Source organism: Jatrophihabitans sp. (genome assembly GCA_036389035.1).
Classification (GTDB): Bacteria; Actinomycetota; Actinomycetes; order Mycobacteriales; family Jatrophihabitantaceae; genus Jatrophihabitans_A.
On the sequence record DASVQQ010000001.1, the window covers coordinates 155,451 to 170,473 of the forward strand.

Below are 15,023 nucleotides of genomic sequence, written 5' to 3' on the forward strand. Positions count from 1 at the left end.
GTCAGCGCACCCTGCGCGCGAACAGCCGGATGGCGCACATCATCGCGGGCACCATCATGACGATCACCAGCAGCATTCCCTGCCACACCACCGGGTCATCCAGCTGGCCGCCGAACAGTGCCCGGTTGGCGTTCGTCGCCCAGTAGAAGGGGTTCCACCGCGCGATGTCGAGCAACCACTCCGGGGCCAGCGTGAGTGGCAACAGCACGCCCGAGAGCAATGCCAGCGGTTGCGCCACGGTATTCATCAGCGGGCCCAGCGCCGCCGGGTTGCGGATCAGCAGCGCCGCGACATAGGACAGCGAGGTGGCCAGCAGGCCCATCATGATCAGCAGCAGGTAGGCCAGCAGCAACGGGCCGATGCGCACCGTCAGGCCGAACGGTATGGCAAGAATGGTGATCAGCACCGCTTGGCCCATCAGGGTGGCGACCTCGCTCAACGCGCGGCCCATCAGCAACGCGAACCTGCTGACCGGCGTCACCCGGGCCCGTTCGATGACTCCGGCCCGCAGTTCGGCCAGCAGTCCGAAGCCGGTGAACAGTCCGCTGAGCAACACCAGCACGACCAGCAGGCCGGGCACGTAGATGCGGTAGGCGTCGGCGGTGCTGCGAGCGCCGACCGAGGCCAGCGCGGGCTTCAACAGCGGCGCGAACAGCACCAGGTAGGCGATCGGTTGCACGATGCCGATCACCAGCCGGACCGGCGTGCGGGTCACGATGAGCATCTGGCGCTGAAAGACCAGCCACACCTCACGGCTGAACTTGACAGCGGCCGACGCCCATCCGGCGCGGTGGCCGGTCATCGTGACGGCGCTCATGATTCCCGCAGCGATCTGCCGGTCTTGGCCAGGAAGACGTCATCAAGGCTCGGCCGTTGCAGCTCCATCCGGCCGAACTCGATGCCGTGGCCGTCCAGGGTCCGCAAGATCTGCGGGATGGCGCTCGCCCCGTCGTCGACGTACAGCCGCAGCCCCACTTCCTCGCTCACCTCGACCTGGCGCACGTAGGCCATGTCGCGCAGCACCTCGGCCGCCAACGGTGAGGAGCCGTTGAGGCCGACCGTGACGACGTCACCGGAGATCTCGTGCTTGAGCTGGTCCGGAGTGCCCTCGGCGACGATCTCACCGTTGTCGATGATCGCGATGCGGTCACACAGCGCGTCGGCCTCCTCGAGATAGTGGGTCGTGAGAAACACGGTCATGCCCTCGGCGCGCAACCGCCGCACCTCCTCCCACATCCGGGCCCGGCTCTGCGGGTCAAGGCTCGCGGTCGGCTCGTCGAGAAACAGCAGCTTCGGACTGTGGATGACACCCAGAGCGACATCCACCCGCCGTCGCTGGCCGCCGGAATAGGTCGAGCAGTGCCGGTCGGCGTAGTCGGTCAGCTCGAAGGCCGCCAGCGCCGTCGATGTCCGGTGCTGCGCCTCGGACTTGCTCAGACCGTGCATTCTGGCCTGCAGCACCAGCTCCTCACGGGCGGTCACCTCCTCGTTGGTGCCACCGCCCTGGGCCACGTAGCCGATCCGGCGTCGCACCTCGGCCGGTTCGGTGAGCAGGTTGGCGCCGGCGATGGTGGCCTGGCCGCCGTCGGGGACGATCAAGGTCGACAGCATGCGCAGCGTGGTGGTCTTGCCGGCGCCGTTGGGGCCCAGGAAGCCGAAGATCTCGCCGGCCTTGACCGAGAGGTCGATGCCCCGAACGGCTTGCACCGATACGGATTTGCGTTTGCTCTTCAGGCTGAACGTCTTGCGCAGCCCCCTGGTCTCGATCATCAAGGACTCCGGGTGTGGGTCGGGCGGCCGGTCGCCGTCAGCGATTCCGAGCGCGTCAAGCATGGGAGGAGGCCGGCATCTGTGCACCGATTCGCTGGGTGGTGGCCAACTGTCGCAGGCTCTGGGCCGCGGCGGCCGCGCCACCGGCTGCCACGAAGGACTCGGCAATCCGGCCGGCCGCCTCGCGGTAGCGGGCATCGTCGAGCACCGTGCGGACCGCCGCCCGCAACTCGGCAGGGCTCACCCGGGCGAACCGAACCCGGACGCCCGCGCCGGCCTCGACGACCTGCCTGGCATTGACCGGCTGGTCATGCCGGATGGGGGCGACCACCAGCGGCACCCCGTGCCCCAGCGACTCGCACACCGTGTTCAAGCCACCGTGAGACACCACCAGGTCCATTTTCGGCAACAGCCGCAGCACGGGAGCCCTGGGCAGCATCAGCACGTTCTCAGCGTGCTGGGCAACGGTGTCCGCCTCTCCCAGCACGATCGCCTGAACATCGCGGGCCATCGGCGCGAAGGCCGCCATCGCTCGGGTGTTGAAACTCTGCGCGAGTTCGGAGGCCAGCGTTCCCATCGTGACCAGGACGTGCCGACGGCTCGGATCGAGCCAATGCCACGGAAATTCCGGGTCATCGGCTCGCTGTCCGATGGCGGGGCCGACCAGTCGCACCTGGCTGCCGTCGGCAGGCGCCATCAGCGGGCCGGTCAACTCCCGACCGGTGAAGGCGATCACCAGGTACGGGGAGAACCGCACGTCGATCAGCTCGGATTCCGGCAGCCCGGCCGAGGCCCACAGCATCGCCAGCTGGTCGCTCATCCACCGCTCGACCTTGGGAAACCTGTGATAGGCCCGGCACAGGTCCAGGGTCGAGCACACCAGCGTGGCCCAGGGCAGCCGGTGGCGGTGGGCGACCAGCGCGCCGGCCGGAGTGATCTGGTCGCTGACCAGCACGTCGGGCCGGTAGTCGGCGACTGCCCGTTCCACCGCGGGCAGGGTGAAGCGGGTGAACGGCACGATGAACCGTTCCCAGACCGACTTCACCGACTCCAGGCCTTGATCGGCCTGCGGGCGGTGCAGCTTGGTGCCGGTCCGGTAGATGGTGGCCTCGGCGCCGAGCAACGGGCGCAGGGTGGCCTCGGACCCGACCCAGGCCACTTCGTGGCCGTGCTCGGTCAGCACGGCCGCCACCGTCCGAGCCGGATTCAGATGACCCAGCAACGGAGGCGAGACGAACAGGAACCGGCTCATCGGCAAGCCGGTCCAGTGCCGGCGTCCGATGTCTGACGGCTGGCCAGGTAGGCCAGCAGGTCGGCGACCTTCAAGCCGACCAGCTCGTCTAACTCCAACTCCGTTAGAAATGCCTGAAGATCGATGCGCGTCCCGTACCGGGCCCGCAGGGCGTCATCGAGCGCGGCCAGTTCCAGGCTCTCCATCCGGAGGTCGCCTTCCAACCGGGACTCGGGTGTGACTGCGCCGGCCCAGGCGGGGCCCTCGCCGGAGACTGCGGTCAGAATTTCGACCAGCTCCAGAAATGACTGCCGGTCATCCCCCACGGCGCGCGGGTAGTTCACCGTCACTTCTCAGGCGCCTCTCCCCGGAATGGAACGGATGGTGGCAAAGCTGATGGGCTGGGCCGGACAGTACCCGGAACGAGGCGGACAGTCACGACAAACTATGAGCGGGTGCGACTAATTCCTACCCGAGCTAATACCACTGCCGTTGTATATACGCGTTTTCGTATAGGCCCTGCTATTGACAGGTTTGTCTACACTGCCAAGAATATACCCACGGTTCGCGGGCTCACGGCTTGCTCGAGCCGAGCAGGTGAGGAGCGATCTATGGAGGATCACATCCTCGTCCCCTTCCACGGTCCGGGCGCCGGTGTCGGTCCGCTGTCCTGGGGTCAGAAGGCTATCTGGAACCTGATCGTCAAGGAAGGCAATTCGATCACCATGGGTGGCGTCTCGCCCCTGCGGCCCGGGCGGACGGTGGCGGAGCTGGCCGCCATGCTGCGGTTCTCGGTAAGCCGGCATCCGGCCCTTCGAACCCGGTTGCGCTTCGAGCCGGACGCAACGATCCTGCAGGTGGTGTCGGAGTCCGGCGTCATACCGTTGCGGATCATCGACGCCGGCGCCGACGATCCGGCAGCCGTCGCCGCCACTGTCGGTGAGCGTTTCGAGCGCGAGGATTTCGACTATGAATCCGAGTGGCCGGTGCGGATGGCGGTGATCCTGCGCGATGGCGTGCCCACCCACCTGGCGGCGACGTACCTGCACCTCTACATCGACGCGCTCGGCCTGCAAGCGCTGATGGCAGACCTGGCCACCCTGGATCCGGTCACCGGTGAAGGCGCCGCTCCGGCGGAGGCGATGCAGCCGCTGGACCAGGCCCGCTTGCAGCAGACGCCGGCTGCCGTGCGGCAGTCGCAAGCGTCGTTGCGGCACCTGGAACGTGTGCTGCGGACCATGCCCGCACAGCGATTCCCCGAGCCGGCCGAGCCGGATCAGGAGCCGTCCTACCCGATGCTGGACATGCGCTCCCCCGCTATCCGGCTTGCCATCCGGCTGCTCTCGGATCGCTTCGCGACCGACAGCTCGCAGGTGCTGCTGTGCCTGTTCGGCATAGCGTTGACCCGGTTGACCGGAAGCAATCCGTTCGTGGTGATGCTGGGGGTGAGCAACCGGTTCAGACCCGGGCTGGCCGCCTCGGTGAGCGTGGTCGTGCAGTCCAGCCCGTGCATGGTCGACCTTGCCGGCATCACGTTCGCCGAAGCGATCGGGCGCACCCGGCAGGCGGCCATGCGGGCCTACAAGTACGCCTACTACGACCCGCCGGAACGGCTGGCATTGACCAAGCGGATCGCCGAGGAGCGGGGTGAGACCCTGGACATGTCGTGCTTCTTCAGCGACCGGCGACAGCAGCGGGACCTGCGCGACGTGCCGGTGCCGACCATGCGCGAGATCGAGGACGCCGTGACGCTCACCCAGCACCACTGGTCCATCCCGGTGGAGGCGATCCAGGAACGGCTCTATCTCAGCGTGGACGACGATTCCGACGCCGTCATCATCCAACTGTCCGCCGACACCCGCTACCTGCCGATGCCGGGAATGCAGGCCTTGGCGTACGACATCGAGGCCGCCGCGGTCCAGGCAGCCCACGATCCCACGGCGCTCACCGAGGTCCGGTCAGTGCCGGCGGGGGTGTGAGCAGGTTGCGGCCGTGACCGCGCTCGCTGCCGTGGCTTCCTACCTGCCCGAGAGCCGGGTGCCGATCGAGGACCTCGCCCACGGACTGGAGCTCAGCGACCGGGAGGTGCAGGTGTTCCGGCGCTTCCACGGCCTCGGCACGGTGTGCCGCGACGCCGGCACCTTGCTGGACCTGCTCAGTGCCGCCGCCGCGAACCTCACCGAGTTGCGCGGCAACGAGCACCGGGTGCGCTACGTGGTGTACGGACGCGGAACCCCGGCCGTGGTGCCTTACCCGCTCAATCCGCTGCACGAGCTGTGCGCCACGCTGGGCCTGGAAAAGGCAATGGCGTTCACGGTGACCCATCACGCCTGCGCCACCGCGCTGCTGGCCATCGAGTTGGCCGGCCGGCTGCTTGCCGATGACGGCGATCCGGATGCTCTCGCGCTGGTGCTTACCGGTGAGAAGGCGTTCACCAGGGACACCCAGCTGATCCCGGGCACCTCGCTCTTCGGCGAGGGCGCCGGCGCCTGCCTGATCAGCATGGCCGGACCTCGTGATCGGCTGCTGTGCTACGTCACCCACCAGCGCGGCGACTTCGACTCGACCTTGGCCGAGCCGGACGCGCTCGCTGCCAGGTTCAACAAGGAGTACTCCCACTGCGTGGCGCAGGTGATGCTGGCAGCGCTGGACAAGGCCGGTCTGACCCTCGACCAGATCGGCCTGGTGCTGCCGCACAACGTCAATGAGGTGTCCTGGCGACAGGTGTGCAAGCAGCTCGGGTACCCGGTGCGACAGGTGCTGCTGGACAACGTGCCACTGACCGGTCACTGCTTCGCCGCGGATGCCTTCATCAACTACCGCACCGCTGCCGATCTCGGGTTGCTGCGACCGGGAGAGCACTACCTCCTGGTCGCCGCCGGCCTCGGCGCGGTGTTCTCGGCAATGATCTTCCAGCACTGACAGGGCAACGACAGGAGATGTCACTATGGCGCCAGTGATCGACACAGACCTGCGGCAGCGGGTTCTGGACAGTATCGCCGTGCTGCTGCCACGGGTGCTCAAGCGCGACCTGGGAGTGATATCAGAGAGCGCCAGTCTCTTCGACGAGCTCGGACTGAGTTCGGCGAGCACCCTGGAACTGCTGCTCGAGCTGGAGGACGTGCTTGAGGTCCAGATCGATGTCGAGGACATCAGCCGTGAGGACCTGGAGTCCATCGGCGCCCTGGCCAGCTTCGTGGCCAGCCACACGCTGGCGGAGGACTGATCCGGCCGTGTTTTCCGGTGGATCCTCGCGCGGTTCAGCCGGCCTGGCGGCAGCCGGCGTGCCGGTGACGCTGCCGCGGATCAGGGCAGCCGAGCGGCTGGAGCTCGAGGGCAGCTCCGCGACCGCCCTGGACCCGCGGCTGCGAGGCTTCATCCACGATCTGGTGCGGCCCTACGGCCTGGCGGTGCGCGAGGACCTGCTGAGCAGCGGCGCGGGCCACGCCTTCGGCGAGCTCGCCGATCCGCTGGTCGCCGCGCTGACGCCACCCGAGGCCGAGCCGCTCGATCTGGTGGTGCTGGCCTACTCGATGCACGACATCCAGCCCGGGCGCAGCACCGCTACCTACCTGAGTCACCTCTGCCCCGGCGCGGCGCTGTCCTTCAGCCTCTGCGACCAGGGCGCCGCCGCGGCGTTCAGCGCGTTGCGCCTGATCCAGTCCTATGCCAGGGCCGGAGAGTGCCGGCGGGCGCTGCTGTTGGTGGCCGAGCAGTCCGGGTTGCACTACGAACTGCCCGTCCCCGTGGCAATGCCGGACCGGCACGCCGCGGTCGCGGTGCTGTTCGACGACACCGGACCGGCCGCGCTGGGTCCGGTCCGGCAGCACACCGACGTCACCCCGCACGCGGCGCCGGCGCTGGTCGCAGCCGAGCTCGGCCAGCTGGTCGGCGACCGCGGCTGTGCGACGACGCTGATCCTGGGGACCGGCCTGGCCGGCCTGGCCGCGAGCTTGGAGCTGCCGGCGGCCGTCGAGGAAGTCCTTGTCGCACCGGCCGGACTGCCCAACACCGGCGCCTGGTGGGAACTGGCCGGCGGCCTGGCCGGCTGGGCCGCGAGGCAGCGGTTGGTGCTGCTGGCCGACTACGATCCGGTCCTGCGCTACCTGTCGCTCTGCGCGGCCGACTTCACCGACGTCGCCGTTGTCGCCGCGGCGAGCGCGGCGCGGGTGTCGGGCGGCGTGCGATGACGTACCGGCTGCCGGACCCGGGCACCGTGGCGGTCTGGTTCTTCACCGCCGCGCAGCCGGACAGCGTCACAGCTGAACTCGTTCGCCTGCTCGACACCGAACAGGCACACCGGGCCGGATCTTTCACCCACCGGCAGCAGCACGTCGAGTTCGTGGTCACGCACGGTGTCGTGCGGCTGATCCTCGCCGACCTGCTCGACGTGCCGGCGGCGTCGCTGCGCTGGTCGGTCGGCAGCCACGGCAAGCCTGAGCTGGCACATCCGGCGACGGCGCTGCGCTGCAACCTCTCCCACTCCGGCGGGCTGGCCGCGCTGGCGGTGACCGCCGGGCCGCCGGTCGGCATCGACATCCAGCGATGGCGCTCGGACGTCGACCTGGTCCGGATGGCTGCCAGGTACTACGCCGCTGACGAGGCCGGCTACGTCCGGGCCGCCGTCGGCGACAGCGAGCGGGCGGCCCGGTTCACCGGCCTGTGGTGCCGCAAGGAAGCCTGCGTGAAGATGGCCGGCAGCCGGCTGGTGCCCAGCCTGCGGTTGTCGGCGGGGCTGCCCGGCGCGGGGGCCGGCTGCTTCCAGGTCAGCGATCCGCGTGAGCTGATAGAGCCCTGCACGGTGCGGGATGTGCCCGCGCCGGCCGGGTACTCAGCGGCGGTGGCAGTGGCCGGCGACCTCGACTTCCCACTGGCGCAGTACTGGTGGGCGCCCACCGCCGACCTCACCGGCTGGCAGGACCCTGACCGAATGGCGGTGGCCACATGTTAGAAAACCGGCTCGACCTGACCGAGAACCCAGCAGCTGACGACGGCCTGCCGCTGCCGACCGGCGTCGCGGGGGTGTACCTGTACCCGGGCTCCTTCGAGGACGTGATCCTGGCTCTGCGCCACGGCATCGCCGCGCTGGCGGCCGGCGAGCCCTTTCGACGACTGGCGATTCCACCGGTGATCTCGCGCCACGTCATCGAGCGGGCCGGCTATGTCAAGACCTTTCCGCAGCTGCTCGGCACGGTGCACAGCTATGCCGGTGACGGCAGGCAATGGGCCCAGCTGGCGCCGCTGGTCGAGCAGGGCGGCCCGTGGCATGCCGAGCAGCGGATCAGCGACCTGGTGCTGCTGCCGGCAGCCTGCTACCCGGTGTACGCCATGCTGACCGGGGCAACGCTTGCCGAGCCGGCCAGGTTCGCGGTGGCGGCGAACTGCTTCCGGCAGGAGGCGACCAGCGAGGTGGGCCGGCTGCGCTCGTTCCGGATGGTCGAGCTGGTGACTGTCGCGACGGCCGAGCAGAGCGTGCGCTGGCGCGGCCGGTGGCTGGACCGGGTGCGGAACTGGCTGACGGCGCTGGGGCTGCAGGTCAGCGTCGAGGTGGCCGATGACCCGTTCTTCGGTCCCGGCCGCAAGCTGTACCAGGCAGCGCAGCGCGTGCAGGAACTGAAGTACGAGTTGAAGGTCGCGGTGTCGGCCGACAGGGTTCAGGCAGTGGCGTCGGCCAACTACCACAAGGACCACTTCGGCGAGACCTTCGGCTTCACCGTCGAGGGCGAGGTCGGGCACACCGCCTGCATGGCCTTCGGCATGGAGCGGCTCGCGCTGGCCCTGATCAATGCGCACGGGCCGCGAATGGACCGATGGCCGACCGAGGTCCGATCCGCGCTCGTCGGCGAGGGAGCCGAACATGACTGAGTGCCAGGACATCGAGCTGGAGCAGAGCCGGCGTGACTCGCTGTACCGCACGATCCGGTTGATCCGCCGGTTCGAGGAGCGCTGCCTGGACCTGGTGAAGTCCGGTGACCTGGTCAGCGGCATCCACCCGTGCATCGGGCAGGAGGCGGTGGCCACCGGAGTGGCCGCCGCGCTGGACGGCGAGGACATCATGTTCAGCAGTCATCGTGGCCACGGCCATTTCCTGGCCAAGGGCAGCGACCCGTCGACATTTCTTGCCGAGTTGCTGGGCCGGGCCAACGGGATCGACCGGGGTCGCGGCGGGTCCTTCCACCCGTCAGACTTCACCCGCAACATCTACAACGCCACCGGCACGGTCGGGCACAGCGCGGCAATCGCCGCCGGCGCCGCGTGGTCGGTCGCCCAGGCCGGCACCGGCCAGGTGGTGACCTGCTTCTTCGGCGATGGCGCGGTCAGCCAGGGCGCCCTGCTCGAAGGCTTCAACCTCGCCTCGCTCTGGCGGCTTCCGGTCATCTACATCTGCGAGAACAACCAGTACGCGACGAGCCTTCCGGTGGGCGCCGCGGTCGCCGGCACGATCACCGGGCGCGGCGAGGCCTTCGGAATCCCGTCGGTCACCGTCGACGGCCAGGATGTCGAGGTGGTGCTGGCGGCGATGACCGGCGCGGTCCGGCGAGCTCGCGCCGGAGACGGCCCTACGTTGATCGAGGCTGACACCTACCGCTACTTCGGCCACCACACCTTCGAGTTCAAGGTCCGGCTGGACTACCGAAGCGAGGATGAGCTGGCTCGCTGGCGGTGCCGCGACCCGCTGGAGATCGCGGCCGGCCGGGTGTCGCCACAGGTTCGCTCGGAGATCGATGCCGACGTGGAGGCCGTGCTGGACGAGGCGGTTCGGTTCGCCCTGGACGGCGCCAGGCTCGACCCGGCCGACGCGCAGGAATACACCTACACCACCGGGCCGCAGCCGCGCGCCGGTGCCCTCTGATGACGCTTGCGGCGTCCGGACCGGCTTCGCGGCCGGCCCATGAATGAAACGGTGCGACGATGCCCAGACTGTCCTACCTCAAGGCGCTGAACCGGGCCCTAGGCGATGAGATGGATGCCGACGAGTCGGTGTTCGTGATGGGCGAGGACATGAACTTCGCGCTGACCAACGTCACCGCAGGCTTCCTGCAACGGTTCGGACCACAACGGGTGCTGGAGATGCCGTTGTCCGAACAGGGTTTCACCAACTTCGCCACCGGCGCGGCGATGGCCGGCCGGCGGCCGGTGGTCGAGTTCCAGATCCCGTTCCTGCTGTTGCTGGTGTTCGAGCAGATCACCAACCAGGCGAACAAGTTCCGGCTGATGAGCGGCGGCCAGACGAGCGTGCCGGTGACCTACCTGATGCCGGCGTCCGGGGTGCGGACCGGCTGGGGGGCACAGCACTCGGACCAGCCCTACAGCCTGTTCGCGCACATGGGTGTCAAGACCGTGATGCCGGCAACGCCCACCGACGCTTACGGCCTGCTCATCACCGCGATCCGCGACGACGACCCGGTGATCTTCTTCGGGCCGCTGGCCTGCATGGGCGTCAGGGAGGACGTCGACTACGCCGACCTGTTGCCGATTCCGCTGGGAGAGGCGCGGCTGCACCGCAGCGGCACCGACGTCACCGTGGTCGCGGTCGGACAGCTCGTGCATGACGCGATCGCGGTGGCCGACGAGCTGGCCGGTGAGGTGTCGGTGGAGGTGTTCGACCCCAGGACGATCTATCCCTTCGACTGGGCAGCCCTGGCTGAGTCGCTGCAGCGGACCGGCAGATTGGTCGTCTTTGACGACGGAAACCGGTTCGCCGGTCTCGGAGCGGAGGTGCTGGCCACCGCGGCGGAGCAGATGCACCTGGTGGCCGCACCCCGGCGGATCAGCCGGCCCGATGCCGCGATCGTGGGAGCCTCGCCCGACCTGGACGCCGGCCTGCTGCCCACCCGGCAGCAGCTGACCAGCGCCATCAGCGCGGTGCTCAAGGGCTGACCTCGAGGTAGATGGTCTCATCGCTTCGAAATTTCTGATCCAGCTCGGCGATGTCGTCGCGCGATCCGCTGCGATAGCCGCAGAGCCGGACCTCGGAAGCCGCGAAGCCGGCCTCGCCCAGCACGTGGCGCAACTCCGCCAGGTCATAGAGCCAGCGGTGGCCGTAGAGGTAGAAGAGCTGGTTGAACATGAAGGCCTTGCGGGCCGGCATCGCCGGGGCGACCCGGATGGCCTGCCCGACCCGCCGGCGGTGCTTGGCGAAGAACGGGTCGCCGTCGAGGTACCCGGCGACGTACTTGGCCAGATCCGGAGTCGTCAGCCTCAGCACGCCACCCGGTGCCAACACCCGGCGCACTTCGGTGAGCCAGTGCACCGCTGTCGGCAGCGACACGTGCTCGATCAGGTGCTCGGCGTAGACCCAGTCGAGGGCGGCGTCGGCCACCGGCAGTGGCTCGGCGATGTCGAGCTGAGTGAAGTAGCACTCGCTGTCGACCCGGTAGATGTGGCCTGGCTCGGTGCTCGCCCCCGGAGCGCGCAGGCCCACCAGATCAGCGCCCAGGCCCGCGGAATGAGTAGTGCGGAACGCGGCGAACTCGATTCCGGTGATGCCGAGCGTGGCCAGCTGGGCCGCGCTGTAGGGCGCGCTGGCCACCCTCTCCAACGTGTGCGCGGTCGCCAGGCTGGCCGTGAACTCGTCCATGACCTGGTTGAGCCCGGCTGGGTCTTCCCAGTTCCAGTCGGCGAACGGATCCGGCTGGTCGGCTTCGCGCGAACCGGCCTCGCTCATCGCTGGCTGGCCCGCAGCTCGTCGTTGATGAGCCGCGCCATCCGATCGAGCCCGATCTCGATCTGCTGCGGGGTCACGGTGCTGCAGCTCAGTCGCAGCGCGTTCACTTCGACACCCGGCTCGTAGAAGTGGTGCATCGACGTCCAGAGCACGCCGTACTCGGCCGCCGAGCGCTCGAGCAAGGCGTCGTCGACGCCGAACGGGACCGTGATCACCACGAAGAACCCACCGACCGGGACGTTGTAGGTGACACCCCGTTCCGGATCGGGGAACCGCTGCGCCAGGCCGTCCACCATCAGCCGCATGTTGCGGGTGTAGACGGCACGTTCGCGCTCGTTGGCGCGCAGCAGGCTGCAGTCGTTCTCGAGCAGCTTGCCGCCCACGATGGCCTGGGTGATCGGTGAGGTGTTCACCGTCAGCATGCTCTTGATCTTGGAGAGCTGGTCGGCGAGCAGGCTTCGGCCGCCCACGGAATCGAGTACCGGCTGATCGGCGACCAGGTAACCGACCCGGACGCCGGGCATCGCCGTCTTGGCGAACGAACCGAGGTAGACCACGCTTCGATGCTCGTCCAGGGCCTTGAGGGTGGGCTGACGCTGCTCATCGGCATGGGAGAACAACCCGTACGGGTTGTCCTCCAGCAACAGGATGCCCTCGGCGGCCGCGATCGCCAGCAGTCGCCGGCGATCGGCCAGGCTCATGCTGACGCCGGACGGGTTTGCGAAGTCAGGCATCACGTAACAGGCACGGGGCCGCAGACCGCTGGCTCGCGCCTGCCGGATCTGGTTCTCCAGGTCGTCGAGGTCCACCCCGCCGGAGCCGGCCGCGACCGGCAGCACCGGCATCTCGACCAGTCGGGCGGCGCCGGTGAGCCCGACGTAGGTAGGGGTCACCGCCAGCAGCGCGTCCGACGGCGAGGTGCGCAGCGCCCGCAGCACCAGGAACATCGCCTCCTGGCACCCGACGGTGACCACGATCGCCTCCGGGTCGACCGAGATCCCCTCGTCCTGGGCAAGGTTCGCCGCGATCAGGCCGTGCACCACTCCCTTGGTCCGGCCGTACTGGAACAGCGTGCGGCGCACCTCCTCCTCGGAGTAGCCGAGATCGGCTTCCAGGTACTGGCAGAACCTGCGCAGGTAACGTTGCAGGGCGTCGGTTTCGAAGAACTGCTCGACCGGCCGGCCGGCTGCCAGCGACACCGCGTCCGGGTACCGGTGGGAGATCTCGTTGAGAAAGTTCATCGAGTTCAGCGCCGGATCCTCCAGGGCGCCGAAGAGCTGGGCGGTGTGCAGTTGGCCCAGCCGCAGGCTGTCGGCGGTGGTGCTCATCGGGCCACTCCCTGGTCGGTGCGAAGGTCCCGGACGGCGGCCAGGTCCGGGCAACCGGCCAGGATCAGCGACTCACGGAACTCGGTGCTCAGCAGCGACAGGGCCTGCGCCGCTCCGGCAGCCCCGCCTACCGCCAGCGCCCACAGCAGCGGCCGGCCGACCAGCACCCCGGACGCCCCGAGCGCAAGCGCGCGCAGCACGTCCATGCCGCTGCGGATACCGCTGTCCAGCAGCACCTGGCACTGCTGGCCCACCTCGGCCACCACAGCGGCCAGCGCGGTGACGCTCGCCGGCGCCCCGTCGAGCTGACGGCCGCCGTGATTGGACACCACCACCGCGTCGGCGCCGATCCCGACGGCGCGCGCCGCGTCACGCGGATCGAGGATCCCCTTGACCACCAGGGGCAAGCTCGTTCGGCTCCGAAGCTGTTCCAGATCTGACCAGGTCGGCCCCGACCCGATCAGCTCGAGGGTGTGCGCGGCGATCGCGGACTCTCCGGCCCGGGCCCGATGCGCTGTGCCGGCTCGGCCATTGGTGAGGTTGGCGGCCACCACCTCGGCGGGCAACGCGAACTGGTTGCGGACATCGCGCAGCCGCCGACCCATGATCGGCACGTCAAGGGTGACCACCAGAGCGGTGCTGCCGGCCGCCTCCACTCGCTCGATCAGCTGTTCCAGCGCGAGCCACTCGCGCATCCAGTACAGCTGGAACCAGATCTTGGCACCGGTGCGCGCCACCTCCTCGACCGGGCAACTGCTCAGCGCGCTGAGCATCAGCGGAATGCCTGCCTGGCAGGCGGCCTCGGCCATCGCGACCTCACCGGCCGGGTGCACCAGGCGCTGGTAGGCCATCGGGGCCACCGCGATCGGCATCGACATCGGGGTGCCCAGCAGGTTTGTTTCGGTCCCGCTCAGAGCGCCGCCCAGCATTCGCGGGTAGACCGAGACCGAATCCAGCGCCTGGCGGTTGGCCCGCATGGTGATCTCGAAGCCGCTGCCGCCGGCAATGAAATCCCAGACCTCCGGCGTCAGCAGCGACTTCGCGCGGGCCTCGAAATCCAGCAGCGACACCGGCGCCGGGCCGGTCACCGGTCGAGCCCGAACTGCGCGCGCAAGAAGCCCACGGCGTGATCCACGGCCCGCCGACCGCCTTCGAGCATCGGGTACATCAGAAAGAAGCCATGCATCATGCCGTCGTAACGGCACAGCTCGGTGGGCACGCCGGCTTCCTGAAGCCGGTGGGCGTACTGCTCGCCCTCGTCGCGAAGCGGGTCGTACTCGGCGGTGATCACCAGCGCGGCCGGCAAGCCGGAGTGGTCATCGGCCAGCAGCGGCGAGGCCAGCGGGTTCGTGCCGTCATCCGGTGAGGACAGGTAGTGACCCCAGTACCAGTCCACCGAGCGACGGTTGAACATGCTCGGGTCGTCGTTCTGCCGGAGCGACGGGGTGTCGGCGTCGTAGCAGGTGTTGGGATAGACCAGCAGTTGCGCTGCCAGCGGCGGGCCGCCGTGCTGCCTGGCCAGCAGCGTGACGGCCGCGGCCAGGTTGCCGCCGGCGCTGTCGCCGCCGACCGCCAGCCGTCCCGGGTCGATCCCGAGCTCCTCGGCGTGCTCGGCGATCCAGCTGACGGCGTCGTAGCAGTCGTTGACCGCGCCCGGGAACTTGTGCTCCGGCGCCAGCCGGTAGCCGGCGGCGATCACCACGCACCCCACGGCGTTTGCCAGCGTGCGGCAGATGCCGTCACAGGTGTCGATCTGGCCCAGCGTCCAACCGCCGCCGAAGAAGTAGACCAGTGCCGGTTGCCGGGCCGGGCCGGCGGGTCGGTACAGCCGCAGCGGCAACGGGCCGCCGGTCGCGGGCAGCTGCAGGTCCAGCACCTCGTGAACCGGTTCAGGGTCTCCGCCGCCGGCCTGGATCTCGGCAAGATCGGCCGCCCGCGCCTCGGCGAGGGTCTGGGTGTACAGCGGGCGCACCTGATCGGCGATCCGGCGCTCGCGCCATTGTCGTACCTGCGGGTCCAGGGGCAT

The 15,023-nt window shown here is 69.1% G+C and carries 16 protein-coding genes; 8 read left to right on the forward strand and 8 right to left on the reverse strand.

Features of this window, described 5'->3' with window-relative positions; genetic code table 11:
• Position 1: 1 nt before the first annotated feature.
• Genes VF557_00585 through VF557_00600 form a run of 4 tightly spaced genes read right to left on the reverse strand, consistent with a single transcriptional unit; the run spans position 2 to position 3,345 of the window.
• Complete coding sequence (locus tag VF557_00585) at positions 2-817, reverse strand: ABC transporter permease (protein HEX8078683.1); 816 nt, start codon at positions 815-817, stop codon at positions 2-4.
• Positions 814-1,833 carry an ATP-binding cassette domain-containing protein gene (locus VF557_00590; GenBank protein HEX8078684.1) on the reverse strand — a complete coding sequence of 340 codons (1,020 nt, stop codon included), beginning with the start codon at positions 1,831-1,833 and terminating at the stop codon, positions 814-816. Before VF557_00590 ends, VF557_00585 begins: the two co-directional genes overlap by 4 nt.
• Positions 1,826-3,022: a glycosyltransferase gene (locus VF557_00595; protein ID HEX8078685.1), complete on the reverse strand. Its 1,197-nt coding sequence runs from the start codon at positions 3,020-3,022 to the stop codon at positions 1,826-1,828. The genes VF557_00590 and VF557_00595 overlap by 8 nt, the downstream gene beginning before the upstream one ends.
• Positions 3,019-3,345: a hypothetical protein gene (locus tag VF557_00600; protein ID HEX8078686.1), complete on the reverse strand. Its 327-nt coding sequence runs from the start codon at positions 3,343-3,345 to the stop codon at positions 3,019-3,021. Before VF557_00600 ends, VF557_00595 begins: the two co-directional genes overlap by 4 nt.
• Positions 3,346-3,612: 267 nt before the next feature.
• Between VF557_00600 and VF557_00605 the strand changes: the two genes are divergently transcribed.
• Genes VF557_00605 through VF557_00640 form a run of 8 tightly spaced genes read left to right on the forward strand, consistent with a single transcriptional unit; the run spans position 3,613 to position 10,882 of the window.
• On the forward strand, positions 3,613-4,980 hold the full coding sequence (locus tag VF557_00605) for a condensation domain-containing protein (protein ID HEX8078687.1): 1,368 nt from the start codon (positions 3,613-3,615) through the stop codon (positions 4,978-4,980).
• 13 nt (positions 4,981-4,993) lie between these two features.
• Complete coding sequence (locus VF557_00610; GenBank protein ID HEX8078688.1) at positions 4,994-5,923, forward strand: 3-oxoacyl-[acyl-carrier-protein] synthase III C-terminal domain-containing protein; 930 nt, start codon at positions 4,994-4,996, stop codon at positions 5,921-5,923.
• Between the two features lie 34 nt (positions 5,924-5,957).
• A complete protein-coding gene (locus tag VF557_00615; protein HEX8078689.1) occupies positions 5,958-6,227 on the forward strand; it encodes a phosphopantetheine-binding protein in 270 nt (89 codons plus the stop codon).
• Between the two features lie 7 nt (positions 6,228-6,234).
• Complete coding sequence (locus tag VF557_00620; GenBank protein ID HEX8078690.1) at positions 6,235-7,191, forward strand: hypothetical protein; 957 nt, start codon at positions 6,235-6,237, stop codon at positions 7,189-7,191.
• Entirely contained in the window at positions 7,188-7,952 is a 765-nt protein-coding gene (locus VF557_00625) for a 4'-phosphopantetheinyl transferase superfamily protein (protein HEX8078691.1), read from the forward strand. Before VF557_00620 ends, VF557_00625 begins: the two co-directional genes overlap by 4 nt.
• On the forward strand, positions 7,946-8,866 hold the full coding sequence (locus VF557_00630) for an aminoacyl--tRNA ligase-related protein (GenBank protein ID HEX8078692.1): 921 nt from the start codon (positions 7,946-7,948) through the stop codon (positions 8,864-8,866). The genes VF557_00625 and VF557_00630 overlap by 7 nt, the downstream gene beginning before the upstream one ends.
• Complete coding sequence (locus VF557_00635; protein HEX8078693.1) at positions 8,859-9,854, forward strand: thiamine pyrophosphate-dependent dehydrogenase E1 component subunit alpha; 996 nt, start codon at positions 8,859-8,861, stop codon at positions 9,852-9,854. Before VF557_00630 ends, VF557_00635 begins: the two co-directional genes overlap by 8 nt.
• A 59-nt stretch (positions 9,855-9,913) precedes the next feature.
• Positions 9,914-10,882, forward strand: a complete 969-nt coding sequence (locus tag VF557_00640; GenBank protein HEX8078694.1) for a transketolase C-terminal domain-containing protein — start codon at positions 9,914-9,916, stop codon at positions 10,880-10,882.
• Here VF557_00640 and VF557_00645 read toward each other — a convergent pair.
• From VF557_00645 to VF557_00660, 4 genes are read right to left on the reverse strand one after another with little or no spacing between them, the layout of a single operon-like run.
• On the reverse strand, positions 10,872-11,669 hold the full coding sequence (locus VF557_00645) for a methyltransferase domain-containing protein (protein HEX8078695.1): 798 nt from the start codon (positions 11,667-11,669) through the stop codon (positions 10,872-10,874). The two genes, VF557_00640 and VF557_00645, sit on opposite strands and share 11 nt — an antisense overlap.
• Positions 11,666-12,997: a PLP-dependent aminotransferase family protein gene (locus VF557_00650; protein ID HEX8078696.1), complete on the reverse strand. Its 1,332-nt coding sequence runs from the start codon at positions 12,995-12,997 to the stop codon at positions 11,666-11,668. Before VF557_00650 ends, VF557_00645 begins: the two co-directional genes overlap by 4 nt.
• The gene (locus tag VF557_00655; GenBank protein HEX8078697.1) at positions 12,994-14,085 is read right to left on the reverse strand and encodes an alpha-hydroxy acid oxidase; all 1,092 of its coding nucleotides are present in this window, start codon (positions 14,083-14,085) and stop codon (positions 12,994-12,996) included. Before VF557_00655 ends, VF557_00650 begins: the two co-directional genes overlap by 4 nt.
• The gene (locus tag VF557_00660; GenBank protein ID HEX8078698.1) at positions 14,082-15,023 is read right to left on the reverse strand and encodes an alpha/beta hydrolase; all 942 of its coding nucleotides are present in this window, start codon (positions 15,021-15,023) and stop codon (positions 14,082-14,084) included. Before VF557_00660 ends, VF557_00655 begins: the two co-directional genes overlap by 4 nt.